Here is a 25974-nt window from a genome sequence, read left to right as displayed (position 1 = left end):
TGATCAGAAGGAATAAACCAGGGTCAGCGAGGTCTGGGTGTCGGTGTTCTTCTTGTCTTCCGGCACCTTGCTGTCGCTGCGTGCACTGAAGGCAGCCTTCATCTGCATGGTCCCGTTGATCTTGGTGCTCAGCGCGGTTTCCGCCACCGTGTGCACGTTGGTGGTGCCGCGTTCGACGCTGACGGTCTGGCTGAACGCGGCCGACGGGCTGACTTTCCAGCGCAGCTGGGCGGCGCCGTGCACCGTCATGCCGGAATCCTGCTCGCCGGTCGCGCTCTCGCCGTGGAAATAGCCGGGGCCGATCTCGACGTCGACGGATTTGTCCTCGCGCTTCAGCAACTGGGTGCCGTAACCGACAGCCAGGGTCGAGTAGCGGGTGTAGGCGCCGAATTTATCGTTTACGTGCGAGCCCAGCACGAAGGCGCGGTTGCCGTCTTCGAGCAGCTTGAAGGCCGCCTTGGCCGCCACCTGCCAGCGCTCGGCCGAGCGGGTACGGGTGCGCGTGCCGTCGGCGTTGGCGATTTCGTCCTCCTTGAAGAAGCCGCTGAAGACGTATTCGTTGCTCCAGTTGCTCATTTCGTGGCGCGCGTCGATCTTGCCGGTGATCGAGGTGCCGGTGGTGTTGCCGGAGGTCGAGATCGCGCCCAGTTCGGCGGAGGTAAACCAGTTGCTGCCTTCCGGAATGGCGGTGGTCGGCGCTTGCGTGAAGTAAGTGGACGACGGCGCCGCATCGGCGAAGTCGTCGGGCGCGGCGATGGCGGCGCCGCTTGCGCCGGCCAGTGCCAGCGCCCAGAGCATCAGAGATTTCATGAGCATCCCATGGTTCATTGGATGGCCCGACATTGTAAAGCAAAGGCAGGCTTCAACCTACCTGCCGCAACATTTTTCCCACGAAATTGCGAAGAAAAGATGAGGTAACTGTTAATTCTTGATGCATTGTATTTGCAATTCATGCTTCCGAGCGCCTAAAATAGCCCGGTTTGCCGACATACCGGCATGTATGTATGAGCTAAGGAATGGCATTGATCAGGCTAGTCATCGCCGACGACCATGAACTCATCCGCGAGGGCGTCAAGAAGATCGTGCGCCACTGCGCCGACCTGAAAGTGGTGGGCGAGGCGGGCGACCTGCAGCAGGCGATCGCGCTGGTGGCCCAGGTTCGGCCGGACGTGGTGGTGCTGGACGTGAGCCTGCCCGACTACGACGGCCTCGACGGCCTGGTGGAACTGCGCCGCCACTTTCCCGCGCTGCGCGTGGTCATGCTGAGCATGCACCCCGAAGAACGATACGCACTCGCGGCCCTGCGCGCTGGCGCTTTCGGTTATGTGTCGAAGAATACCGCCACGGCGGAACTGGTGCAGGCCCTGCGCCAGGCGGCCACCGGCGCGCCCTGGATCGGTCCGCGGGTCGCCGAACTGCTGGCGCGGGAAGCCAGCAATCCGCCGGCGGCGGCCCCGCACCGGCTGCTGACGCCGCGCGAGGCCGAGATCGTGGCGCTGATCGGGGCCGGCCTGCAGGTCAAGCAGGTCGCGGCCGAACTCGGCATCACGGTCAGCTCCGTCAACACCTACCGGATCCGCATCTTCCGCAAGCTGGGGCTGTCCTCGAACGCTGCCCTGATCCGGTACGCACTGCGCAACGGGCTCGCAGGATGACACCTTGTCGTTGCTGTATGGCAACACTGTGAACAGGAGCTTGTCATTAAATCTGCGACAGAAAAGCCGTGACCATGACGCACCAGGTGCTCTCCGCGCCCGGTTTTTCCCTATGAGAGCAGGGCTGTCCCCGGGTTTTTTCCGCGGCCCGCAGATCGGTCGTCAATACGAGGCGGCCCCGGCAGGGGCTCCTTCCTCCCCACGTCACAATGTTATAACTTATCTATCTTGCATGGCACCGATGCAAGTATGTTGGCCGCTTGCCAGCGCGGCGGCTATCGGCAGTAGTCCGGATTTCAAGACAACATGACAAGCAAGCGAGAAAGCGGCAACACCGCGGGTACGGTGGACATCCTGATCGTGGAGGACAGCCCGACCCAGGCGCAACATCTGGCGCGCCTGCTGGCAAGCGAACCCGGCTGGCGGGTGCGGATTGCCGGCGACGGCTCGGCCGGCCTGGCGGAAGTGGCGCGGCGGCGCCCGCACCTGATCATCAGCGACATCGCCATGCCCGGCATGGACGGTTTTACCTTGTGCAAGACCCTGAAGGACGATCCGGTGTACGCGAACCTGCCGGTAGTCCTGCTGACCCGGCTGGCCAGCCTGAACGACATCGTCCAGGCGCTCGAATCGGGCGCCGACAGTTTCGTGCGCAAGCCCTACGACGGCGTCCGGCTGCGCGAGCGCCTGCGCCGCATCCTGCAGGATTGCGCGCTGGGTGCGCCCGACCGTCCGCTCGAATTCATGGCCGCCGAACGGCGCCAGATCTACGAGCTGCTGGTCGCCACCCATGCGCAGGCCCTGCGCATGAACGCCGAACTGGCGGACCAGCGCGGCGTGCTGGAGCGCTCGTGCCGCTCGCTGGCGATCCTGCACGGCATGGCGGCCGCCCTCAACGAGGCGGTCGGCGAACAGGCCGTGGCCGAAGCCGCGCTGGCCCATCTGCTGGCGCTGCCCGGCCTGGCCGGGGCCGCGGTCGAGGCGCTCGGCCTGGACGGCGGGCTGCGCCGGCTGGCGGCGCGCAACATGCCGGACGGGCCGGTCGGACTGCCCCTGGTGCGGCTGGCGCTGCATGCCCAGGGCCGCGAGGTCGGCGTCCTGGAACTGATGCCGGTCGGACCGGCGCTGGGCGAGGCCGAACGCTCGCTGATCGACAGCGCCGCCACCCAGCTCGGCTCCGCGCTCGAGCGCGCGCGCCTGTATGCCTGCATGGAAGCGCTGGTGGTCGAGCGCACCGAAGCCCTGCGCTCGGAGCGCAACCGCTTGTCGGCGGTGGTCGACACTGCGGGCGCGCTGGTGCTGCTGGCCGCGCCCAGCGGCCATATCGTGATGTTCAACCGCGCCTGCGAAGAGGCGCTGGGCTGGAAGGCTCTTGATGCGATCGGCCGCCCGTGCTGGGAAGTGGTGCGGCGCGTCGACGACGAGCTGGCGGTGCGGCGCGTGTTCCAGGAACTGGACCACACCTCGTCGCGCTCACGGATCCAGGGCGAGTGGCATACCCGCACCGGCAAGCCGCGCTCGATCATCTGGACCAAGACCCTGCTGCGGCGCGACGACGGCAGCATCGAATACGTGCTCGGCACCGGCATCGACGCCACCGAACTGCGCGGCGCCGAGGAGCGCCTGCGCTACGTCAGCAACTTCGATACCCTGACCGGCCTGCCGAACCGCCTGCTCCTGCGCGACCGCCTGCGCCAGATGAAGGCGCAGGCGCAGGGCGCCGGGCAGGTGCTCGGCTTCATGCTGCTGAGCCTGGGCCGCATGCCGCTGATCCGCGAGGCGCTCGGGCCGGGCGCCGAACAGGCCCTGCTGCAGGAGGCGGCTGCGCGGCTGCGCGGCGCGGCCGGCGCCGATGCCGTCGGCCGCTTCTCCGACAGCACCTTCGCGGTGCTGGCCCTGCGCGCGGTGGCCGAAGACCTGTCCCTGGCCGCGCGCCGCCTGCTGGCCGCGGTCGGGAAGCCCTATACGTGGGGCGATCAGGAGCTGCACCTGGATCCGTCGATCGGCATCGCGGTTTTCCCGAACGACGGCCTGCAATACGAAGTGCTGGTGAGCGGCGCGGAAGCGGCGCTGCGCCAGGGCGCGGACGGGGTCGGCCAGCGCTACGCCTTCTACCGGCCGGAACTGAACCAGGGCGCGAACGACCGCTTCAAGCTCGAGAGCGCGCTGCGCCGGGCGCTGGAGCGCAAGGAACTGGCGCTGCACTACCAGCCCCAGGTCGATCTCGCCAGCGGCCGGATCGTCGGCGCCGAAGCGCTGCTGCGCTGGCGCCATCCGCAGCTGGGCATGGTGTCGCCGGGCGTGTTCATTCCGCTGGCCGAAGAGACCGGCCTGATCCTGCCGATCGGCGACTGGGTGCTGAGCGAGGCCTGCTGCCAACAGCGGCAATGGCGCGACGAGGGGCTGCCGCTGGTGCCGGTGTCGGTCAACCTGTCGGCCCACCAGTTCAACGACCGCATCGTCGCCACCGTCGCGCGCGTGCTGGACGAGTGCGGGATCGAGCCGCAGCTGCTGGAACTCGAGCTGACCGAAAGCGCGTCGATGGCGGATGCGAACAAGAGCTGCGCGCTGCTGGCCCAGCTGAAGAACATGGGCATCCGCCTGTCGATCGACGATTTCGGCACCGGTTTCTCGAACCTGAATTACCTGAAGCGCTTCCCGGTCGACAAGCTGAAGCTGGACCAGTCCTTCGTCGCGGATATCCTGAACGGCGGCGACGACGTCGCCATCTCGCAGGCGGTGATCGCGATGGCGCACGGCTTGCGCCTGACGGTGGTGGCGGAGGGAGTGGAGACGGCGGGCCAGCTGGCCGTGCTGGCCGAGCATGGCTGCGACATGATGCAGGGGTATTACTTCAGCCGGCCGCTGGCGGCCGAGGACTTCGGGCGCATGCTGCGCGACGGCGTCACGCTCGACCTGGCGCCGCTGCGGCAGCGCCAGGCCGAAGCGTCAATCGAAACGCATCACGTGCCGATGTAGACGATCTTGAACGCGAACAGCGCGGCGATCACCCACACGATCGGCGCGACCTGGCGTGCGCGGCCGGTGGTCAGCTTCAGCACCGCGTAGGTGATAAAGCCGAAGGCGATGCCCTCGGCGATCGAGTACGTGAACGGGATCGTCAGCGCCGTGATCGCGGCGGGAATCGCCTCGGTGGTGTCGCCCCATTCGATGTCGCCGAGGTCGCGCAGCATCAGGCAGGCGACGAACAGCAGCGCCGGTGCGGTAGCGTAGGGCGGCACCACGCCGGCCAGCGGCGCGATGAACAGGCAGGCCAGGAACAGCACGGCCACGGTGAGGGCGGTCAGGCCGGTGCGGCCGCCGGCCTGGACGCCGGAAGCCGATTCGATATAGGCCGTGGTGCTGGAGGTGCCGAGGGCGGCGCCGGCGACGATCGCGGCGCTGTCGGCCAGCAGGGCCTTGTTCAGGCGTTCCATCTTGCCTTCGACCAGCAGGCCGGCGCGGCTGGCCACGCCCATCAGGGTGCCGGTGGCGTCGAACAGTTCGACCAGGAAGAACACCAGAATCACGTTCAGGATGCCGACCGCCAGCGCGCCGGGGACGTCCAGTTTCAGGAAGGTCGGGGCCAGCGAGGGCGGGGCGGAGACCACGTGGTGGAATTCATTCCCGCCGAAGAAGAAGCTCAGCACCGTCACCGCGATGATGCCGATCAGGATCGCGCCGCGCACGCGCAGGCGGTCCAGGGTCACGATCAGCAGGAAACCGATCATGGCCATGATGGCGCCGCCCTGGTGCAGGTCGCCGACCTTGACCAGGGTCGGTTCGCTGGCCACCACGATGCCGGCGTTCTTCAGCGCGATCAGGGCCAGGAACATGCCCAGGCCGACCGTGATCGCCACCCGCAGCGAGCGCGGAATGCCGTTCACGATCATCGCGCGCAGGCCGAACACCGAGACCAGGATGAACAGGCAGCCGGACACGAACACCGCGCCCAGCGCGGCCTGCCAGGGCACCTTCATGCCGATTACCACGGCGTAGGCGAAATAGGCGTTCAGGCCCATCCCAGGGGCCATGGCGATCGGATAGTTGGCATACAGGCCCATCACCGCGCTGCCGAGCGCCGCGACCAGGCAGGTGGCGACGAACACGGCCTCCTTCGGCATCCCGGCGTCGCCGAGGATCGAGGGATTCACGAAAATGATGTAGGCCATCGTCAGGAAGGTGGTCAGACCGGCCAGTATTTCGGTGCGGGCATCGCTGCCGCTTTGCCGGAGGTGGAAAAGGCGTTCGAGCATGTTGTTTTTGTAAGTCAGGGTTGGGATGGTCGAAGCATAACAATCTGTCGGGAAATGAGCTACTTCTTTGTGGCGCGGCCGATTTGATAACATGGGGCCTTGTTCACTCTTTACGATTGCCGCCATGCCAAAAAACAAGCGCCCAGCTCCCCGCAAACCCGCAAAACCTGCGGCGGAGCCCGACCACGAGGCGCTGGCCCAGAACCTGGTCGATCTCGCCCTCGACATCGTGGAGACCGACCCCGAGGACTTGCAGGCCGCCGCCAGGAAGCCCCAGCTTGAACAGGATCTGCTGACCCTGATCCGCCGCGCGCTGCGCCGCCAGCATGACGAAATCCTGTACGGCGCCATCGAGGCCGCGCGCTACACCGACCCCGAATGCTGCCGCTACCTGCAGGAACAGGTCGAGGAAGAAGCCGCGACCCTGCGCCTGCGCGACCAGGATGGGGATGGCGCCGAACTCGAGATCGATGCCTTCATGATCCCGATGTTCGTGAGCAGCACCGGGGGCCTGAATCCCGCCGAGGTGTTCCAGGACGATGCCGCCTTCGAGGAGCTGAGCGACAGCTTCCGCCACACCGGCCTGGCCAGCGCCGACAGCCGCGTGGTGCTGGTGCGCTACCTGTACGACCTCGACGAGGTCGACCACGTCGGCTACAGCGGCCTGCAGCAGATGCTGAAGGAAGCTGCGGCGTCGATGCGCAGCAAGAAGCTGGTGGCGGCGCCCGCCATCGAAGCCAGCATGCGCGGCTGGCATGCCAGCGGCTACGGCCCGGACGACGAGGCGATGGAGCTGCGCTTCCTGCTCGGCTTTTCGCTCAAGCATGCCGACGATCCTTTCTACAAGGTGCCAAAGGACGAGGCGGCGGCCGACGCCTATTTCGAAGGCCGCATGGCGCGCTACCGCATGTGGGCCGGCAGCATCGCGCCGCTGCTGGCGCGCTGCCTGTCGCCGAACCCGGCCAAAATCGAACTGAATTTCCTGTACCAGGACCTGTTCTACGGCGCCAAGGAGCAGGGTGTGTCCGAACTGGCGATGCTGGCCACGCTGGCCGAGGTCAACGGCCGTATCGACGACCTGGATCTCGAGCCGGAACGCCTCAAGGCGGTGGTGGCGCCGGTCGACCTCGGCACCCACGCGGCGCTGCGCACCAACCTCTACCCGCTGGCCGGCGGCGCCCCGCTGGCAACGATCGACAAACCGCTCGACCTGGCCGCCGACCTCGAATCCGAGGTGGAAGACCTGTGCGACGGGCTGAGCACGATCGGACTGGACGGCATCCTGCTCGCGCGCGGCTTCGACGAGGGCGGACAGCCGGAGGGCGCGGAGGCTTACCTGAGCGACTGATGGTGCCTCGCCCGGACCAGCTGCCGGAAGGTCGTTCCCGCCCGCGTGGGAACGACCGTGTTTACGCAGCCAACGCGTTCAGGCGTCAATTCCTCCCACGTAAACACACTTTCTTCCCGCTTCCGTTCTCCACTTAACACCCCGCGCACGCTTGAGCGCACGATGCATTTTCGTAGTGTTTTTTCTTGAATAATCGTAGGACTAAACCTACATTTTTAACCAAGAGTCACATTTTCCCTAGGGCGCAAATGTGTTCCGCGTCCAATTTCATTACCCGTTGTTAATATTGCAAGTGGTAAATGAAAATCTTGAGAATTTTGCATGTTACGATTCTCGGGTCCGGCACGTTGATTCCTGGTGCATGCGACCGCATCCCCAGTGAATCCGCCCGGTTGAATCCCAGATCAACTAGAACGCCCCAAGGCGAAAGGAACTTGAAAAATGCCAACCCTTATCGTGTTTTGCCACCTGCGTTGGGACTTTGTCTTTCAGCGTCCCCAGCACCTGATGACCCGCATGGCCAAACACTACCGAATCCTGATCGTCGAGGAACCGGTGTACCAAGAAGGGCAGGCGCACCTGAAGAAGACGGCCGTGGCGCCGAACATCACCGTGTGCCAGCCGCATACCCCGATCCATGCGCCGGGCTTCCATGACGACCAGATCCCGACCCTGCAGACCCTGCTGGCCGACCTCGTGCCCGAAGGCGAGAAGCCGGTCGTCTGGTTCTACACCCCGATGGCCCTGCCGCTGCTGCAAAGCTTCGAACCCTCGCTGGTCGTCTACGACTGCATGGACGAGCTGGCCGCGTTCAAGAACCCGCCGAAGCAACTGGTGCAGCGTGAAAGCGCACTGCTGAACATCGCCGACCTGTGCTTCACCGGCGGTCCGAGCCTGTACAACTCGAAGAAGGATCGCCACGCCAACGCCCACTGCTTCTCGAGCAGCGTCGACGCGCAGCACTTCCAGCAGGCGCGCGACCCGTCGCACAGCCACCCGGACCAGGCCGGCATCCCGGGTCCGCGCCTGGGCTTCTACGGCGTGATCGACGAGCGCTTCGACATCGACCTGATCCGTGAAGTCGCCGCCGCCCGTCCGGAATGGCAGATCGTGCTGGTCGGCCCGGTCGTGAAGATCGATCCGGCGCACCTGCCGAAGGCCGCCAACATCCACTACATGGGCCAGCGCACCTATGAAGAGCTGCCGCAGTTCCTGGCCGGCTGGGACGTCTGCCTGCTGCCGTTCGCACTGAACGAGTCGACCAAGTTCATCAGCCCGACCAAGGTGCTGGAGTACATGGCCGCGGAACTGCCGTCGGTCAGCACCCCGATCACCGACGTCAAGGTGCCCTACGGCGACGTGGTCGCGATCGCCGAGACGCCGGCCGAGTTCATCGCCGCCTGCGAGCGCATGCTGGACGCGAGCCCGGAACAGAAGCTCGCGCTGGCCGAGCGCATGCGCGCGGTCGTGGCCAACACCTCGTGGGACAAGACCGCCAATGCGATGCACCAGCTGATCCAGACGACCGAGCCGGGCAACCGCGCCCAGCGCCTGAGCGCCGATGCCTCCAACATCGCCGATATCGCCGAAGCCGGCGCCGGCAAGGTCAGCCCGCTGCCGCTCAGCGCTGCGCACAAGCAGGCCGCGCAGAACGTCGCCATCGACGCGCAGCCGGTCAAGGCCCAGGCCGCCGAATAAGCGCGCCGGTACCCGGAAAAATCCGCCCCGCAGCAATGCGTGGGCGGATTTTTGTTTTTATGGCAAAATTACGGGATGAGTATCCTGCACCGTCTGCCTTACGAGTGGCTGATCGGCCTGCGCTACACCCGCGCCGCCAAGCGCGCCAGCCGCAACCGCTTCCTGTCCTTCATTTCCCTGATCTCCGTGGCCGGTATCGCCCTCGGGGTCGCTGCCCTGATCGTCGTCCTGTCCGTGATGAACGGCTTCGAGAAGGAGGTCACCGCGCGCATGCTCTCGGTGCTGGCCCACGTCGAGGTACTGGCCGCCGACGGCGCCATGCCCGAGTGGCGCACGGTCGAACGGCAGGCGCTGCAGAATCCCGAAGTCAAGGCCGCCGCGCCCTTCGCCGAACTGCAGGGCATGGTACTGCGCGAAGACAGCATGAAGCCGGTCGTGATCCGCGGCGTGCTGCCCGAGGCCGAACTCAAGGTGTCGGACATCGCGGGCCAGACCCATGCGCATAACCTTGCGGCGCTGCGCCCGGGCTCGCAGAACGTGGTGCTGGGCAGCGAGCTGGCGCGCGCGCTCGACGTCAAGGCCGGCGACAAGGTGCGCCTGCTGGTGGCCGCATCCGGCCAGCCCGGCCAGCCGGGACAGATCTCGACCCGCCAGCGGGTCTTCACCGTGGCCGACGTCTTCGACTCCGGGAATTACCAGTTCGACTCGGCCCTGGCCTTCGTCCACATCGACGATGCGATCTCCCTGCAGGGCCTGGCGGGACCGTCCGGCGTGCGCCTGCGCCTGGCCGACATGTATGCGGCGCCGCGCGTGGCCGTGGAGCTGGCGCGCGGCATGGACGAACGCTTCCTGCTGCGCGACTGGACCCGCGTGAACTCGACCTGGTTCGCCGCCGTGCAGTCGCAGAAGCGCATGATGTTCGTGATCCTCACCATGATCATCGCGGTGGCCGCATTCAACCTGGTCTCGACCCTGGTGATGACGGTGCGCGACAAGCAGGCCGACATCGCGATCCTCCGTACCCTGGGCGCTTCGCCGCGATCGGTCATGCAGATCTTCGTGATCCAGGGGACCCTGGTCGGGGTGATGGGCGCGCTGCTGGGTGTCGCCCTCGGCGTGCTGGTGGCGCTGAACGTCGGCGTCATCGTGCCGGCCATCGAACACCTGTTCGGCGTGCAGTTCCTGGCCAAGGACATCTACCTGATCAGCGAAGTGCCGAGCGACCTGCAATGGACCGACGTCGGCCGCATCGGCGGCGTGGCGGTGGTGCTGGCCTTCCTGGCCACGCTGTATCCGAGCTGGTCGGCGGCCCGCCTGCAGCCGGCAGCCGCGCTGCGTTACGAATAAGACTCGGGCGACTCGGGCCGCCGCGCAAGCAGTTGCGACAGGCGCTGCAGGCCCGCCTGCAAGCGTCCGCGGTCCTGGATGCTGCCCAGGGAGATCCGGATCGCATTCACGGATGCGCTGCCGGTTGCGAAGGCCTCGGCCGGCGTGACTGCGATGCCTTCGGCCTCGGCTGCACGCGCGAGCTGCGAAGAGCGCCAATAGGCCGGCAGCTCGAGCCACACATGCAGGCTGTCTCCGGCGCCGCGGTAGCGCCCCGCCAAGATATCGCGGGCCATCCGGTGGCGCAGGCGCGCCTCCTTGCGTACGCCTTCCATCAATCCGCCGGCCGATCCGTCGAGGATCCACTGCGTGGCCAGTGCGGCCGTCAGCGGGGCGGCCATCAGTGCGAACGACCTCAGCGCGATCAGGAAACGTTCGCGTTCCTGCGGGTCGCGCAGGAGCACGAAGGCGACTCGCAAGCCGGGCGTCAGGCATTTCGACAGGGTCGAGACGTAGACCACCTGCTGCGGGGCGAAGGTGGCGACCGGCGGGGGCGGAGCGTCGGCAAGTAGCCAGTAGGGATCGTCCTCGACGATGCGTACATTGCGGCGCTTCGCGATGCCGGCCAGCTCCTTGCGCCGGCGTTCCGGCATGGTGGCGGCGGTCGGGTTCTGTAATGTCGGATTCAGGTAGACCAGCGCGGGCTTGTGCCGGCGGCAGGCTTCCTCGAGCATCTCGGGCGCCATCCCGTGCCTGTCCGTTTCTACCGCAATGATGCGCCGGCCGAGTTGGGTCGCTGCGTCACGCAAGCCGGGATAGGTCGTTGGCTCCGCCAGGATCACGTCGCCGGGCGCCGTCAGCGCAAGGATCAGGGCGGCAATCGCCGCCTGCGCACCCGGACAGACGACCAGCTGCCGTGCATCCAGCTGTCCGAACATCGGTTCCAGCCATCTGGCGCCGGCCTTGCGGTCGGCGTCGCTTCCTCCGCCAAGATGGTAAGTCATCAGTAATTCATTGTCCGCCCGCATCAGGACCTGGGACAGACCCTGTTTCAGCATGTCGTCGAAGTCGACGCCATCCGGCGGCGGCGGCGTATTCATGCTCAGGTCGAGGATCGCGCTCAGTTCGACTTTCGGCGCCGCGACATAAGTGCCGCGGGCGCCGCGGCCCTCCAGCAGCTTGCGGCGCCTGGCTTCGTCGTAGCCGCGCGTGATCGTCGTCAGGTCGACGCCCAGCTGTGCCGCCAACTGGCGCTGCGGCGGCAGGCGGTCGCCCGGTTTCAGCGAGCCGTCCGTCACCGCCGCCTGCAAGGCGTCCGCAATCTGCAAGAAACGTGGCCCGCCGTTCACGGCCAGTCGCGGCGGCCAGACTGGCGGGTGCTCGGCTTGTATGGTTTTCAACTGGGACATTTTGTCTCGATGTATGGATATTGCTTTTCGCGTAGTATGCTTCAGGACGTGCAGCGGCACCATCCTTGCATGGCGTTCGCTGGCGTTTCTCTTCTCACATCTGCACTCGGCAAATCAAATAATGGACTGGATCCCAATCGTCTTCGTGACCTTCAAGTTTCTTGTGTTAGGCACGGGCATGTTCTACGCCGTCAAGTGGCATTACGACCAGGAGATGAAGAAGGGGAAGGAGAAGCAAGCAGTGCTGCGCGCGGCCGGCAAGCTGGCCGCGGTCTTCGTGCTGTCGCTGCTGGGCGTCGGGCTCCTCGCCTTCACCCTCGTCAGGGTGCTCGGCATGTAAGCAGGCGCTGCGTCAGGCAGTCCCGATCTCGATAACGAGCTCGGGCCGGAAAGCTTCCTGCTCCCCCTTGTTCGCATACCCGAGCGGATTGGCGACCACGCGGCAGCTGCGCGGCCGGCCGCCGAGCTCGCCCTCGACCACATAGTCGTTGGTGCAGTGCAGGTGGCCGTGCATCCACAGGTCGGCCCAGGGAATCAGCTCGTCCATGGAATTGCAGAAGCCGGCGGTGCCGGGTGTGACGCCGTAGCGCGGGTCGGCGCTGCGCAGGCTGGGCGCGTAATGGGTCACGACCACGGTCGGTCCGTCGAAGGGAATGGCGAGGGCGCTGCGCAGCCAGTCCTGGCAGGCCAGCGACATGGCGCGCTGCTGCTCGGCCAGCACCGGCTCGCCGCCGCGGAAGGTGGTGTTCTTGCTCAGGTAGTAGTTGGCGGCCCGGAAGGCCTTGCCGCGCGCCTGCAGCTGCTTCGTCAAATCCCGTTCCTGGCCGGCGACGGCGTCGAAGTCGCTCCACAGCGTGCTGCCGATGAAGCGCACGCCGTCGAGGACGATGCTTTCGCGGTCGAGCCAGGCGATGCCGAGATAGTCGCAGACGCGGCGCAGGCGCTCGTAGGCGTCGTCGTATTCGAGGCCGTCGAATTCGTGGTTGCCGGGGACGTACAGTACCTTGGCCGGTGCGCCGGTATGGCGAGGCGCGAAGCGCGCCAGGCCGAAATCGTCGTCCTGCAGGCGCGAGCGCGCCTGGTAGGAGCCGATGTCCCCGGCCAGCACGATGACGTCGGTGCCAGGATGGATGAGGGGCTGGAAAGCGGGATCGCGCTCGAGGTGCAGGTCAGAAAATAGCTGAATACGCATGATCCGGCCAGTATAGCGGATCGCCGCCCGGCGGATCGCCGCCCGGCGGATCGACGCGCGGTCGCCGGCAGGCGCGCACGTCGATCGCTCGGCTACGCCGGCGCTCAGGCCAGCGGGTCGATCGCGAAGGCCGGCATGCGCGCGTTCTTCTGCGCGGCTTCGAGGAACTTGTCGGCCGTGGTCAGCGCCTCGTTGATGGTGACGTCCATGTCGAGGTAGCGGTAGGTGCCCAGGCGGCCGACGAAGGTCACGTTGCTTTCGTCGTTGGCCAGGTTCACGTAGCGCTCCAGCTGCGCCTTTTCGCGCGCCTGCCGGATCGGGTAGTAGGGCACATCCTTTTCCTCGCACTGGCGGCTGTACTCCTTGTACATGACCGAGCCTTCGTGCTGCTCCCATGGCGAGAAGTGCTTGTGCTCGGTGATGCGGGTGTAGGGCTGGGCGTTATCGCAGTAGTTGATGACGGCGTTGCCCTGGTAATCGCCCTTTGCGCGGAAGACTTCGAAGTCCAGCGTGCGGTACGGCAGGCGGCCTTCGGCGTGCTTGAACCAGGAGTCGATCGGACCGCTGTAGAACACGTGCTCGTAGTCGACCTTCGAGTCCGGGTCGAACTTCGTGTTCAGGTGCACGGTGACGCCCGGCACGTCGAGGATGCGCTCCACCAGCACCGTGTAGCCGTCCTTCGGCATGCCCTGGTACTTGTGGTTGAAATAATTGTCGTCGTAGTTGAAGCGCACCGGCAGGCGTTTCAGGATGCTGGCCGGCAGTTCGCTCGGCTGCAGGCCCCACTGCTTGATCGTGTAGGTCTTGAAGAAGGCTTCGTACAGCTCGCGGCCGACGAAACGCAGCGCCTGTTCCTCGAAGGTGGTGGGGTTCTCGATCGACTTGTCGCCGAGGTTCGCCAGGAATTCCTGGGCTTCGGCCGGGCGGAAGGTCTTGCCGAAGAACTGGTTGATGGTCAGCAGGTTGATCGGCAGGGTGTAGACCGCATTGTTGGTGATCGCCTTGACGCGGTTCACGTAGGGCATGAATTCCATGTAGCGGTTCACGAATTCCCAGGAGCGCTCGATGTCCGTGTGGAAGATGTGGGGGCCGTAGACGTGGACCATGACGCCGGTTTCGGGATCGCGTTCCGAATGGCAGTTGCCCGCGACGTGAGGACGGGATTCGAAGACGTCCACCTTGTAGCCCGCCTGTGCGAGCTGGTTGGCGATCACGGCTCCCGAGAATCCAGCGCCGACGATGGCGATATTCTTTTTCATCTGTTTTATCCTAACTGTTGAGTTGTATCTGTACGCTTGCGGCGGCCGCAAGACCTGAAGCTTTAGTGCCGGATAAGAACATGGGTGCGGCGAAGGGCTGACTACGACGGCAACCTGTGAGCACCGGTTGCGTGCGTGGCCGGCTGGGCGCGACGGCGTCGACATGCAGGGCATGCCATGCTTCGCGTGGTGCGGCGTTCAATATCGTGCCAAAAATATATCATTGATCACCCATTCGGCATCGCACAATTGGATGCGTCCGGGATCGGGCGGGAGGCGTGGCGGACTCGGCGGATTGCTGTGATGCGTCACAACAATGTCTGCCAAATAAAACGAAAACTGCCGGACGATGCCGGCAGCCGATGAAAGAACTAAACCAGGCGCCGGTCAGCGCTTGTTGTCGTTCTTGTGGCTCTGCGAGCCTGCGCGGGCATGCTGCTCCGGCGAGCCGCCGCGGGTGTTGCCGCTGTTACCGGCATTATTCCCGCCCGACTGCTGGTTGCCGTCGTTCTTGTGGCTTTGCGCGCCGGCGCGGGCGTGCTGCTCCGGCGAGCCGCCGCGGGTGTTGCCGCTGTTACCGGCATTATTCCCGCCCGACTGCTGGTTGCCGTCGTTCTTGTGGCTCATCGAGCCGGCGCGGCGCGCTTCTTCCGAGTTGAACTCGTGGGCATTGCCCGAAGCGTGTGCGGCCTTGCCGCCTTCGGAGGCGATTTCACGCTGCTTTTGCGGGTCCATGCCTGCGAAACCGCGGTTGCCGTTGTTGCCGTTCTGTTGGTTGTTTTGTGCCATGATCATTCTCCTTTAATGAATGGTTGCCATGCGTTCCTCCGTGTCGAGGAGCTGGATCCATCTTATGCGTCACGCATAAGCCCGGGTATAGGACATCCTTTGGGCGCTCTGTAGGATGAGTCCGGCTCAGCCTGCAACACTTCAGTGCCGCCAGGCCGGCCCCGGCGGCCCGCCCGAGGCGGCCTGCAAGGCGCCCGGCGGGTCGGCCAGCTTGACGATCGATAGCGGGTGGGCGAAGCGGATGCCTTCCTGCTCGAAGCGGCGGTAGATCTCCAGGAAGATGTCCTGCTGGGCGTCCATGTGCAGGACGTAGTCCGGGCTGCGGAAGTGGTAGACGACCTCGAAATTCAGCGACCATTCGCCCCACTGCATGAAATGGGCGCGTTCGAAGTCGATGTTCGGCTTCGCCGCGATGATCTCGCGGATGATGCGCGGCACCCGGCACAGCAGCTCCTCGCTGGTGCCGTAGGCGATGCGCAGCACGAAGGCCACGCGGCGGGTCTCCATCCGCTTGTGGTTGTGGATCCGGCTTTTCAGCAGGTCGCCGTTCGAGAACACCACCTGCTCGCCACCCAGGCCGCGCACCCGGGTCGTCTTCAGGCCGATGTGCTCGACCGAGCCGAGGACCTCGCCGACGATGATGAAGTCGCCGATCTCGAACGGTTTGTCGAGGGTGATCGAGAGGGAGGCGAACAGGTCGCCGAGGATGTTCTGGACCGCCAGCGCCACCGCGATGCCGCCCACGCCCAGGCTGGCCACCAGGGCGGTGATATTCACGCCAAAGTTATCCAGCACCATCAGCACCACGATGGTCCACAAGGTGAGCCGCAGGATGAAACCCAGGATGGCGCTGGAATTGCGCCGCGCGCCGTCCTGGGCCATGTGCAGCTGGTCGCGCCAGGCGCGCAGGCCGACGTCGCCCCATACGGCCAGCTGGAACAGCAGGGCCGTCACCGCGATCCGCGACACCAGCAGGTCGCGCGCGCGGTCGAGTGCGAGGAAGGTGCTGCCGAAATACACGCCGAAGGCGACGATGAACAGCATGTAGGTCTTCGACAGCATCTTGACGACCAGGTCGTCGATCCGGGTGTCGGTGCGGGCCGAGGTCGCCGCCAGGCGGCGCAGCACCAGCGAGCGCACGAAGGCCATCGCGGCGGTCGCCAGTACGGCCACGATCAGGGCGACGGTCCAGTCTTCGAGGGAATTGCCGAGGAAGGAAAACCGGCGCAGGGGCGCCAGGTAGGGAAAACTCATCAACACGCTCCAGTTGGGTGCAACATCACCCGCCGTAGTTTGCGGGCGCGCGGCGCGACGGTGCGCACAATTGACTTTCGGAAGCGTCAGGCATACATTGCTTTAATTGCATCGTCCATTTCCTGCATGCCCAACCACCACACCTGCATCCTTCTCGTCGACGACCAGCCAGCCAACCTGGCGGTGCTCGAGGCCACCCTTGCAGGGCTGGCCGAGGAACTCGTGTCCGTGACTTCGGGCGAAGCGGCGCTGCGCGAGGTGCTGGCGCGCGATTTCGCGGTGGTGCTGCTGGACGTGCGCATGCCGACCATGAACGGTTTCGAGCTGGCGGAGCTGATCCGGCAACATCCACGCACGCAGGCGCTCCCGATCATCTTCCTGACCGCCGGCGACGCCGAGGAGTTTCCGATCGAGCGCGCGTATGCGCTGGGCGCGGTCGACTACATGACCAAGCCCTTCAACACCACCGTGTTGCGGGCCAAGACCGGCGTCTTCATCGAACTGCACCGCAAGCGCGCCGAGCTCGCGGGCATCGAGGAGGAGCGCCACCGCGCCGACATCCAGAGCCGCGACGAGCAGCTGGCGCGCAGCGAACGCCGGGCCCAGGCCGACCGCGAGCGCCTGTACCGCGAAGTCGAGGCGGCCAGCGAACGGATGCGCGACATCTTCCACCGCGCCCCCGCCCTGATGTGCGTGATGACCGGCCCCGAGCACGTGGTCGACATGGCCAACCAGCGCTTCCTGGAGCTGGCCGGCGGGCGTCCGCTGGCCGGGCTGCCGCTGCGCGCCGCCATGCCGGAGCTGGAAGGACAGGATTTCGTCGAGCTGATCGACAAGGTCTACCGCAGCGGCGAAGCGTCCGAGGGCAGCAACGCGCGCCTGATGCTGCTGCGCGCGAACGCGCCGCGTGCGAGCCTGGACGAGCATTTTCTCGATTTCGTCTGCATGGCCTTGCGCGAGCCGGACGGGCAGGTTTCCGGCGTGCTGCTGCACGGCGTCGACGTCACCGAGCGCACCCGCGCGAACGCGCTCGCGGTGGGACAGCGGGGCGCGCTCGAACTGGCCGTCACCGACGCGCCGCTGGGCGACGTGCTGGACGTGCTGGCCCGCACTGCCGAAGACTACAGCGGCGGCGCGGCGCTGGCCTCGGTGCAGCTGGTCTCCGCCGACGGCCAGTATCTGCGGCATGCCGCGGCGCCCTCGCTGCCGCTCGAATTCCAGCTGGAGGCGGACGCGGTGCGCATCGGGCCGCTGGCCGGCGCCGCCGGCAGCGCCGCCTGGCGCGGCGAAGCGGTGGCCAGCGCCGACATCGCCACCGATCCGCTGTGGGACGGCTGGCGCGACCTGGCCCTGGCGCATGGCCTGCGCAGCTGCCGCGCGCTGCCGATCCTGGCCCCGTCCGGCGCCGTGCTGGGCGCGTTCACGCTGTACTACCGCGACGCCGGCCACCTGGCGCCGCAGGAAGAGTCCGCGCTGGCCCTGCTGGCGAATACCGCCTCGCTGGTGATCGGCCAGCGCCACGAGGCCGCCGAGCGCCAGGCCGCCGAACACCGCTCGCGCGCGATCCTGGAGAGCATGAGCGAAGGCTTTGTCGCCCTCGACGGCGAATGGCGCATCACCTATGCCAACGGCGCCTTCGAAGCCGTCACCCGGCGCCGCCGCGAGGACCTGGTCGGCGACCAGTTCTGGGACCTGTTCCCGGCGCTGCGCGGCGGCGCCAGGGAACAGGACCTGCGGCGCAGCGTGCTGGAGCGCACCCGCACCCGCATGGAGCTGTTCGACGAGACCGAGGGCCGCTGGTTCGAGATCAATTCCTTTCCGATGGAGTCGCCCGCCACGGGCGACACAGAAGGGCTGGCGCTTTATTTCCGCGACGAGACCGACCGCCGCCGCGCCGAGGAAGGCGTGCGCCGCCTGGCCGCGGTGGCCGAGCAGTCCTCCGACTTCATCGGCATCTTCACGCCCGACGCCGGCGGCATCTACCTGAACCCGGCCGGGCGGCGCATGGCGGGCATCGCCGCGGACGCCGACATCGCAGCCTGGCGCATGCTGGATTTCTTCCCGCGCGAGGACTGCGCCTTCGTGCGCGAGCACATGATGGCGGCCCTGACCGGCGCCCAGGCCGAATGGGAGGGCGAACTGCGCCTGGCCCAGCCCCAGGGACGCCCGCCGATACCGGTCTATTTCAAGGGCTTCGCGGTGCGCGACGCGAACGGCCAGAACATCGGCCTGGCCACCATCACGCGCGACATCACGGCGCAGAAGCGCGCCGAGGATGAGCTGCGCCGCGTCGCCGCCGACCTTTCGGAAGCCGACCACCGCAAGAGCGAATTCCTGGCGACCCTGGCGCACGAGCTGCGCAATCCGCTGGCGCCGATCCGCACCGGCCTCGACCTGCTGCGCATGACGCCCCATGGCGCACAGCGCGACGAGATCTCCCCCCAGCGTATCCACGGCATGATGGACCGCCAGCTCGGCCACTTGATCCACCTGGTCGACGACCTGCTCGACATCGCCCGCATCACGCGCGGCAAGATCGAGCTGAAGAAGGAACCGGTGCTGCTGCGGACCATCGTCGCCACCGCCGTCGAGACCAGCATTGCGCTGATCGAGGCGCATCGCCATACCCTGGGCGTGGAGCTGCCGGCCGAGCCGCTGGAACTGGAGGCCGATGTCACGCGCATGGTCCAGGTGCTGTCCAACCTGCTCAACAACGCGGCCAAGTACACGCCCTCGGGCGGCAGGATCACCCTGTCGGTCTGGCGCGAGGACGGCCACGCGGTGATCGCGGTGGCGGACAGCGGCATCGGCATCGCGCCGGAGAGCATCGGCTCGGTGTTCGAGATGTTCACCCAGGTGCGCGGCAGCCTCGACCGCGCCCAGGGCGGACTCGGGATCGGCCTGTCGCTGGTGCGCCGGCTGGTGGAGCTGCACGGCGGGCGCGTCAGCGCCTTCAGCGCCGGCCGCGGCCAGGGCAGCACCTTCACGGTGCGCCTGCCGCTGCGCCCCGGCACCCCGCATGCGCTGGCGCCCGCCGGCCAGGCTGCGGTGGCGTCGGCGCCGGGCGCCGTCGGTCCGCTGCGGGTGCTGGTGGTGGACGACAATGCCGATGCCGCCGACAGCCTGGTCGCGCTGCTGGAAGCGCTGGGCCACGCCGCCAGGGTGGCGCACGACGGCGTCGACGGCCTGCAGGCGGTGCGCGAATTCCTGCCCGACCTGGTCTTCCTCGACATCGGCCTGCCCGGCATGAGCGGCTACGAGGTCGCGCGCGAGATCCGGCGCACCCGGGCGCTGCCGCAGCCGGTGCTGATCGCCCTGACCGGCTGGGGCGCCCAGAGCGACCAGGAGCAGTCGCAGGAAGCCGGCTTCGACCAGCACCTTACCAAGCCGGTCAGCCTGGAAGCGCTGGAACAGGCCCTCGCCGCGGCGCCGCGGAGCCTGCGATGAAGCGGATCGACGTCTCCTGCGGCACCCTGGTCGTCGACGGCGCCGGCCGCCTGCTGCTGGGGCACGTGACCGGCACCGCGAAATGGGACATCCCGAAAGGCCTGCTGGACCCGGGCGAGGACACCCTGGCGGCGGCGATGCGCGAGCTGGACGAGGAAACGGGCCTTGTCTTCGACGCTGCGCGCTTCGTCGAGCTTGGACGCTTCGACTACCGGCGCGACAAATGCCTGCACCTGTACAAGGTCGAGGTGGGCGAGGAGCTGTGCGAGCTCGGCGACCTGGTATGCCGCAGTTTCTTCCCGCACCATATCACCGGCAAGGACACGCCCGAGATGGACGGCTTCCGCTGGGCCACGCGCGACGAGCTGGCGGTGCTGTGCTGGCCGCGGATGGCGCAGCGCCTGCTGTCCCTGGACTGGTAGTTCAGGTCAGGCGCGCCAGCGTTTCCTCGATCGCCGCCACCGTGGCCGGCTTGGTGAGGTGGGCGTCGAAGCCCGCTTCGGCGCTGCGCGCCCGGTCGGCCTCGCCGCCCCAGCCGGTCAGGGCCACCAGCCGCACCCCGTCCAGGCGCGGATCGGCGCGCACCGCTTGCGCCACTTCGTAGCCGGACATGCCGGGCATGCCGATGTCGAGGAACACCAGCTGCGGACGCAGGCTGGCGATCATGCGCAGGGCCTGGTGACCGTCGGCCGCGACCGGCGCCGTGTGGCCGAGCGCGCCGAGCAGGGCCGCCAGGGTCTCGGCGGCGTCGCGGTTGTCGTCCACCACCAGCAGGCGCAGGTCGGCCTGCCGCACGGGCGCGGTCGCGCGCGCCGCTGGCGGCGGCGCCGGACTGTCCTTGCCCGCCAGCGGCAACCGCACCGTGAACACGCTGCCGGCGTCGATCCCGGCGCTGGCGGCCGTGATGGTCCCGCCGTGCAGTTCGACCAGGCTGCGCACCAGCGACAGGCCGATCCCCAGGCCGCCGTGGCTGCGCTGGGTCGGATGCGGGACCTGGGTGAACATCTGGAACACCGATTCGAGCTGTTCGGGCGGAATCCCGATGCCGTTGTCCGACACCACGATCACGGCATTGTCGCCGTCGCGTTCGGCCGCCACCACGATCGCGCCGCCGCGTGGGGTGTACTTGGCGGCGTTGTTGAGCAGGTTGCTGACCACCTGGGTCAGGCGGGTCGGGTCGGCGAGCAACTGCAGCGGCTCGGCCGGCAGGCGCAGGTCGAGGCGGTGGCGCGAGGACTCGATCAGCGGCAGGCTGCTGTCGACCGCGGCCTGGATCACCTCGTCGAGCGAGATCCACTCGGGCTTGAGTTCGACCTGGCCGCGCGTGATGCGGGCGACGTCGAGCAGGTCGTCGACCAGGTGCACCAGGTGGTCGAGCTGGCGGTCCATGATGTCCTGCACCCGCGCCAGCGCCGCCGGATCGCCGGTGGAGCGGCGCATCAGCTGCAGGCCGCTGCGGATCGGCGCCAGCGGATTGCGCAGTTCGTGCGCCAGGGTCGCCAGGAACTCGGTCTTGCGGCGGTCCTGCTCGGCCAGGTCGTCGGCCAGGCGGCGCAGCTCGACTTCGGTGCGGCGTCGTTCGGTGATGTCGCTGAACAGCACCACCACCTTGCGGCTCCCGGCCGGGCCGACCCGCGCGGCATACACCTCGTACCAGCGTCCGAGGCCGGCGGCTTCCTCCACGAAGCGCACCGCTTCGCCGGTCGCGGCGACCCGGCCGTAGATCTCGAACCAGCGGTTTTCGTGGTCGGGGAGCAGGCTGCGCACGGTCTTGCCGAGGACATCGGACAGCCCGGTATGGATCGCGAAGGCGGGATTCGTTTCGAGGTAGCGGTAATCGCAGGGATTGCCGTCGCCGTCGTACAGCATCTCGATCACGCAGATGCCGTCGTCGACCGAATCGAACAGGGTCCGGTAGCGCTCCTCGCTGGCCTGCAGGCGTTCCTCGGCCTGCTTTTGCAGGGTGACGTCGATCACCACGCCGCGCATGCGCTGGCCGGCGCCGCTGCGCTGGACCCGGCCGCGCGCCAGCAGCCAGCGCCAGTCGCCATCCGGGCCGCGCACCCGGTAGGTGCTGACGTAGGGCAGGCCGCTGGCCAGCGTCGCTTCCAGGCGGGCTTCGCTGGCCGGGCGGTCGTCCGGGTGGATCGCGGCGAAGTAGGCGGACAGCGGCGCCCCCTCGGCGTCTTCCGGGCGCAGGCCGAACAGGGCGGCCATGCGGCGGTCGGCGGCCACGCGGTCGGCGACGACATCCCAGGTCCAGACCCCGACCTCGGCGGCGGCGATGGTCGATTCCAGGCGCGCCCGGGTTTCCTCCAGCGCGGCCTGGGTGCGGGTGCGTTCGGCCGCGGTGGCGTAGGCGTCGAGGTAGAAGCGGGCCTTGCTGCGCAGGATGGTCGGCGAGAGCGGTTCGTGCAGCACCGACAGCGCCCCGGCCTCGTACAGGTCCTCGACCGGGAAATCCCGAGGCGGCGGCCCGATCGCCACCAGCGGCGTCGGCGGGAAGGCCGCCCGCAGGCGCCGCAGCGCGTCGGCAAAGCCTGTCGCATCGGCCCCGTAGCCGGCCAGGATCAGGGCGAACCCGGGCCCGGCGGTGTGGGCGAGCGCTTCGTCGGCGCTGCGCACGCGCAGCACTTCGTAGCCGAGTTCGGCGGCGACGCCGGCCACGGCCGGATCGTCGTCCGGACGCTCGCAGACGAACAGGACGCGGCCCCGGGCGGGAATCGCGAAGTTCATGGCGGCGGGCGCGTGGTCCATGCGGTGTCCGAGGAATGGTGATCCTCGCAATGTAGGATTAGTCCCACGAAATGTCAACTGGCGGCCGTGCGCTGCGCTTGCCGGCTTGGCGTTAGGATGGCCGTCCAGGAGGAATCATTACATGACGAATGCAATCGACGACACATTCGATATGGCCGCCATCATGGGCGGCCTGTACGGGGACGGCATCATCGCCTGCAAGGGCGCGTTCACGAAGGAATGGGTGGCCGCGCTGAAGGAAGACATCGAGGCCCTGTTCGCGGAAGCGCGGGCCCGGCCCGGCGGCGCCCTCGAACGCGGCCCGAACCGCTATTACGTCGAGGTGCACCCGGAGCGCGTGCGCGGCTTCGTGGAGCTGGTCACGCATCCGTGGGTGAAGGCCGTGTGCCGCGCCGTGCTGGGGCCGGACTACAAGGTGGTGGAGGCGGGTTTCGACATTCCCTTCCCGGGGGCGATGCACCAGCCCTGGCACCGCGATTTTCCGTCGCCGGAAGCCACCCTGGTCGGCCGGCGGCTGAATTCGCTGGCCTTCAACATCACCACCGTCGACGTGACCGAAGAGATCGGCCCCTTCGAGATCGCGCCCGGCACCCAGTGGGACGACCTCGCCGGCGGCGACCTGATGTTTCCGGCCAAGGAACTGTACCCGCGCTACGAGGCGCGGGCCCAGCGCAAGCTGCCGAAAGTCGGGGATATTTCAGCGCGCTCGGCGCTGACCATCCACCGCGGCACCGCCAACCGCTCGCAGCAGTCGCGCCCGGTATTCGTGCTGGGCGTGGATGCGCCGGATGCGCGCAATGCCGAGAAGCACGACCTGCAGGTCACCCAGGCCTATTGGGATGCGCTGCCGGAAGAGGTCCGGGCGCACCTGACCTGCCGCGTGGTGAAATCGCTGGAAGACATCTATCAGGCCCACACCATCGAGGGCCTGCGCATGGGGGTGACCGTCTGAAGAGACTGGTTGAGGGGACTCAGCCGCCGCTGTCGTCCTTGCTGGCGTCCGGCTTGAGGGACTCCGCCAGGGCGTCGGCGGCGATCCCTTTCGGCGCCTTGCCGACCTGGCGGGTGGCGTCGGACTGCTGGTCGAGGCTGACTTCCTCGGCCACTTCGAAACGGCCATCGGCGTTGTCGGCCGCGCCGGCCGGCAGCAGGTCTTCGGAGCGGCTGACTTCGCCGTTCCGGTCGGCGCGCTGCTGGTTCCCGTCTGGTGCGTGCTGCTGGTTTTGCTGGTTCGCCATCGCTTCCTCCTTTTGCTCGTATCGGATCGTGGTCCGATTATGGCGTACGGGGAAGGGCGCGGGCGCACGCCAGCGGTCGGTCAGCCCTCGCTCTTTTTACGCGAGGGCAGGTTCTTTTCCAGGATCGCCCAGATGATCAATCCATAGGCCAGCAGGCGGATCAGGTAATGCAGGGGCGAATCCTCGGCATCCTGGTAGGTAATGGCCGAATACACGCGGTGCGCGCCCTCGATCCCGAAGGACAGGGCGAAATACATGAAGAAGCGGTCGCGCGTATTGCGCCAGAAGCGCAGGAAGAACAGCGCGATCACGGTCGAGGCCATGGCAATGGCGCCGGTAAGCATATCGGTCACGGTTATTCCTTTTCGTAGATCAGCCCGTACAGCAGGAGCAGCGTCGACACCAGCGCCGAGACCAGGCGCACCGGCAGCAGGTTGATGCTGTCAGGGAAGACGATCTTGTCGAGCACGAGGAGCAGGTTGTTCACCGTCATCGCGACGAAGGACCAGCCGCTCCAGAACAGCAGGCGGTAGCTGGTGCGCCGGTAGCTGGCCAGCAGCAGCCAGGCGCAGGCCAGCGAGGTCAGGGTACAAAGCGAATAAATGGTAAGCGCCACTTAGGAATCCTTCCGCCATTTGAAGGCGTCAGCGAACTGCTGCGCCTTGCGGTCCAGGGATGAATGGATGAGGTGGGTAACTTCGACCAGGTGGGTAGCATACAGGTCGGCGAGGCGGTCGATGCGCTCCCGCAGGATGTCTTCGCGCGGCCGATAATAGTAGGCATCGGCATCGGCGTCCGGCCAGGGCGCGGCCATGCCTGAGCGGCACAGCTCGGCCAATAGCCCTTCCGCGACCTTGTCGCGCACGTAGAGGCGGCGCGCCAGGCTGTCCCGGGTCCATGGCTGCGCCGGATCCGCCCGCATCAGCAGCAGGGCTTCCAGGAAAGGCACCGATGGGATACTGCTCAGCACGAAGCGGCGGATATCCTCGGGAATGGAGATGTTATCCATTGCCACTATATTTGCTCAAATGCACTTTAGCTTTTGGAAAGGCTGGAATTCTATAACATTCCGATTGGAAATGCGCTTTTCAAACGTGCGCGGTGTCGGTTTCATGTCATGAGGGCGCGCAAACCTCGCTCCGCTACAATGGCCAGACATTTGATTTTCCTATATCGCCATGCTTCGCAAGTTCCTCACTCCGCTCGTTTTATTGTCCAGCCTGCTGCTTCTGGAGGGCTGCGACCACCGCCCCACGGAGCCACCGCGCCCCAGGGCCACCGCCAGCATCCAGGCCGACGGCCGGCCGGCGCGCGAATCCTGCGCCGACCATTACCTGGATGGGCGCGCGCCGGAGATCCAGAATCCCAAGCTGGCCCCGGCCACCAGGGAATTGTGCTTCAGCGTCTTCAGCGTGATGCATTCGGGCCTGACCCGCACGCCGCTGTGGTCGGCCGAGCACCTGGAGGCGCAGGAGGTAGCCGACGCGCAGCAGCTGACGCGCGAGAATTCCTTCCATGCCGAGCAGCGCCTGCCGGCCGACCAGCGCGCCGAACTGGCCGACTATGCGCGCAGCGGCTTCGACCGCGGCCACATGGCGCCGAACGGCGACATGCCCGACCGCGAGAGCCAGCGCGACAGCTTCAGCCTCGCCAACATCGTGCCACAGGATGGCGAGAACAACCGCCACCTGTGGGCCGGCATCGAGGGCGTGGTGCGCAAGATGGCGAAAAAGGAGGGGGACCTGTACGTGGTGACCGGCCCGGCCTTCCTCGGCAGCAACCTGCGCAAGGTGGGCAATGTCCTGGTGCCGACCCACCTGTATAAACTGGTGTACAGTCCGCGCCAGAAAGCCGGCGCCGCCTGGTTCGTCGAGAACACGGCCGATGCCAAGGCGAACGTGATTCCGATCCCCGAACTCGAACGCATCATCGGCATCAACCTGCTGCCCGCCCTCAGCGAGGAAGAAAAGGGACGCATGCTGAAGCTGCCGAACATCCGCCAGAACAATGGCGACAGGAGGAATTCATGAGCAAGAAAGAAGACGCGCCGACATTCATCCCCTACGCAAACGAAGCCGACGTGGTCGAGATCGGCCGCCTGATGCTGGAGAACCGCCTCGACCGCATCACGATCTCGGGCGATGTCGACCTGACCGCCGACAAGCACGGACTGGAGGCGGCGCGCCGCCTGCACGCACTGTTGGGCCAGGTCGTCGCCAGCCTCGAGAGCCGCGAGCTGCCGGACGCGTTGCCGCCGCCGAAGGTGGAGACAGTCGACAATCCCTTTGCCTGACGGGTGTTCCGTTTGTAGAGAGTCAATGGTGCGCGGGCTCAGTCGACTTTTGG

23 protein-coding genes are annotated in these 25974 nt (G+C 66.9%); 11 read left to right on the top strand and 12 right to left on the bottom strand.

Annotated features, from left to right (window positions below; translation table 11 throughout):
- Nucleotides 1-3 precede the first annotated feature (3 nt).
- Nucleotides 4-810, bottom strand: a complete 807-nt coding sequence (locus AM586_RS02400) for a YdiY family protein (RefSeq protein WP_307164402.1) — start codon at nt 808-810, stop codon at nt 4-6.
- A gap of 206 nt (nt 811-1016) precedes the next feature.
- Here AM586_RS02400 and AM586_RS02395 point away from each other — a divergent pair, with 206 nt between their 5' ends.
- Both AM586_RS02395 and AM586_RS02390 read left to right on the top strand, forming a co-directional pair.
- Nucleotides 1017-1655 (top strand): response regulator transcription factor, encoded by a 639-nt coding sequence (locus AM586_RS02395; RefSeq protein WP_047825194.1) that lies wholly within the window; start codon nt 1017-1019, stop codon nt 1653-1655.
- A 306-nt stretch (nt 1656-1961) separates the two neighbouring features.
- On the top strand, nt 1962-4634 hold the full coding sequence (locus AM586_RS02390; RefSeq protein ID WP_052233961.1) for an EAL domain-containing protein: 2673 nt from the start codon (nt 1962-1964) through the stop codon (nt 4632-4634).
- On the opposite strand, the gene AM586_RS02385 is transcribed toward AM586_RS02390, so the two are convergent.
- Complete coding sequence (locus tag AM586_RS02385) at nt 4619-5911, bottom strand: NCS2 family permease (RefSeq protein ID WP_047825193.1); 1293 nt, start codon at nt 5909-5911, stop codon at nt 4619-4621. The genes AM586_RS02390 and AM586_RS02385 overlap by 16 nt on opposite strands.
- Nucleotides 5912-6035: 124 nt before the next feature.
- On the opposite strand from AM586_RS02385, the gene AM586_RS02380 reads away from it, so the two are divergent.
- The 3 genes from AM586_RS02380 (at nt 6036) to AM586_RS02370 (ending at nt 10304) form a co-directional block, all read left to right on the top strand.
- Entirely contained in the window at nt 6036-7259 is a 1224-nt protein-coding gene (locus AM586_RS02380) for a DUF2863 family protein (RefSeq protein ID WP_047825192.1), read from the top strand.
- 441 nt (nt 7260-7700) lie between these two features.
- Nucleotides 7701-8957 (top strand): glycosyltransferase family 1 protein, encoded by a 1257-nt coding sequence (locus tag AM586_RS02375; protein WP_047825191.1) that lies wholly within the window; start codon nt 7701-7703, stop codon nt 8955-8957.
- A gap of 75 nt (nt 8958-9032) precedes the next feature.
- Complete coding sequence (locus AM586_RS02370) at nt 9033-10304, top strand: lipoprotein-releasing ABC transporter permease subunit (RefSeq protein WP_047825190.1); 1272 nt, start codon at nt 9033-9035, stop codon at nt 10302-10304.
- On the opposite strand, the gene AM586_RS02365 is transcribed toward AM586_RS02370, so the two are convergent.
- Nucleotides 10295-11692 (bottom strand): PLP-dependent aminotransferase family protein, encoded by a 1398-nt coding sequence (locus tag AM586_RS02365; RefSeq protein ID WP_197416450.1) that lies wholly within the window; start codon nt 11690-11692, stop codon nt 10295-10297. The two genes, AM586_RS02370 and AM586_RS02365, sit on opposite strands and share 10 nt — an antisense overlap.
- A gap of 121 nt (nt 11693-11813) precedes the next feature.
- Between AM586_RS02365 and AM586_RS02360 the strand changes: the two genes are divergently transcribed.
- Nucleotides 11814-12032, top strand: coding sequence for a hypothetical protein (locus AM586_RS02360; protein ID WP_047825189.1), 219 nt, complete (start codon nt 11814-11816; stop codon nt 12030-12032).
- Nucleotides 12033-12044: 12 nt separating this feature from the next.
- On the opposite strand, the gene AM586_RS02355 is transcribed toward AM586_RS02360, so the two are convergent.
- From AM586_RS02355 to AM586_RS02340, 4 genes are all read right to left on the bottom strand, one after another.
- The gene (locus tag AM586_RS02355; protein WP_047825188.1) at nt 12045-12884 is read right to left on the bottom strand and encodes a metallophosphoesterase; all 840 of its coding nucleotides are present in this window, start codon (nt 12882-12884) and stop codon (nt 12045-12047) included.
- A gap of 104 nt (nt 12885-12988) precedes the next feature.
- A complete protein-coding gene (gene glf, locus AM586_RS02350; protein ID WP_047825187.1) occupies nt 12989-14143 on the bottom strand; it encodes a UDP-galactopyranose mutase in 1155 nt (384 codons plus the stop codon).
- A 387-nt stretch (nt 14144-14530) separates the two neighbouring features.
- Entirely contained in the window at nt 14531-14932 is a 402-nt protein-coding gene (locus tag AM586_RS02345; RefSeq protein ID WP_047825402.1) for a KGG domain-containing protein, read from the bottom strand.
- Between the two features lie 141 nt (nt 14933-15073).
- Nucleotides 15074-16186, bottom strand: coding sequence for a mechanosensitive ion channel family protein (locus AM586_RS02340; protein ID WP_047825186.1), 1113 nt, complete (start codon nt 16184-16186; stop codon nt 15074-15076).
- 126 nt (nt 16187-16312) lie between these two features.
- Here AM586_RS02340 and AM586_RS02335 point away from each other — a divergent pair, with 126 nt between their 5' ends.
- Nucleotides 16313-19633 carry a response regulator gene (locus tag AM586_RS02335; protein WP_052233960.1) on the top strand — a complete coding sequence of 1107 codons (3321 nt, stop codon included), beginning with the start codon at nt 16313-16315 and terminating at the stop codon, nt 19631-19633.
- Entirely contained in the window at nt 19630-20055 is a 426-nt protein-coding gene (locus AM586_RS02330) for an NUDIX hydrolase (protein WP_047825185.1), read from the top strand. Before AM586_RS02335 ends, AM586_RS02330 begins: the two co-directional genes overlap by 4 nt.
- 1 nt (nt 20056) lies before the next feature.
- Here the strand turns inward: AM586_RS02330 and AM586_RS02325 are convergent, their stop codons facing one another.
- Nucleotides 20057-22390: an ATP-binding protein gene (locus tag AM586_RS02325; RefSeq protein ID WP_229411174.1), complete on the bottom strand. Its 2334-nt coding sequence runs from the start codon at nt 22388-22390 to the stop codon at nt 20057-20059.
- Nucleotides 22391-22511: 121 nt separating this feature from the next.
- On the opposite strand from AM586_RS02325, the gene AM586_RS02320 reads away from it, so the two are divergent.
- Nucleotides 22512-23342, top strand: a complete 831-nt coding sequence (locus AM586_RS02320) for a phytanoyl-CoA dioxygenase family protein (protein ID WP_047825184.1) — start codon at nt 22512-22514, stop codon at nt 23340-23342.
- A gap of 19 nt (nt 23343-23361) precedes the next feature.
- Here AM586_RS02320 and AM586_RS02315 read toward each other — a convergent pair whose 3' ends face one another.
- From AM586_RS02315 to AM586_RS02300, 4 genes are all read right to left on the bottom strand, one after another.
- Nucleotides 23362-23628: a hypothetical protein gene (locus AM586_RS02315; RefSeq protein ID WP_047825183.1), complete on the bottom strand. Its 267-nt coding sequence runs from the start codon at nt 23626-23628 to the stop codon at nt 23362-23364.
- An 80-nt stretch (nt 23629-23708) separates the two neighbouring features.
- Nucleotides 23709-23972 carry a DUF5985 family protein gene (locus AM586_RS02310; RefSeq protein ID WP_229411186.1) on the bottom strand — a complete coding sequence of 88 codons (264 nt, stop codon included), beginning with the start codon at nt 23970-23972 and terminating at the stop codon, nt 23709-23711.
- An 11-nt stretch (nt 23973-23983) separates the two neighbouring features.
- Nucleotides 23984-24244: a DUF5985 family protein gene (locus AM586_RS02305; RefSeq protein ID WP_047825181.1), complete on the bottom strand. Its 261-nt coding sequence runs from the start codon at nt 24242-24244 to the stop codon at nt 23984-23986.
- Complete coding sequence (locus tag AM586_RS02300; RefSeq protein WP_047825180.1) at nt 24245-24637, bottom strand: hypothetical protein; 393 nt, start codon at nt 24635-24637, stop codon at nt 24245-24247.
- Nucleotides 24638-24806: 169 nt separating this feature from the next.
- Here AM586_RS02300 and AM586_RS02295 point away from each other — a divergent pair, with 169 nt between their 5' ends.
- Nucleotides 24807-25658 carry a DNA/RNA non-specific endonuclease gene (locus tag AM586_RS02295; protein WP_082439604.1) on the top strand — a complete coding sequence of 284 codons (852 nt, stop codon included), beginning with the start codon at nt 24807-24809 and terminating at the stop codon, nt 25656-25658.
- Entirely contained in the window at nt 25655-25921 is a 267-nt protein-coding gene (locus AM586_RS02290; protein WP_047825179.1) for a hypothetical protein, read from the top strand. Before AM586_RS02295 ends, AM586_RS02290 begins: the two co-directional genes overlap by 4 nt.
- Nucleotides 25922-25974: the final 53 nt, after the last annotated feature.

This window comes from Massilia sp. WG5 (assembly GCF_001412595.2).
Lineage (GTDB): Bacteria > Pseudomonadota > Gammaproteobacteria > Burkholderiales > Burkholderiaceae_D > Telluria.
The sequence above is the reverse complement of the archived record's forward strand: the minus strand, read 5'-3'. Positions and strand labels throughout refer to the sequence as shown.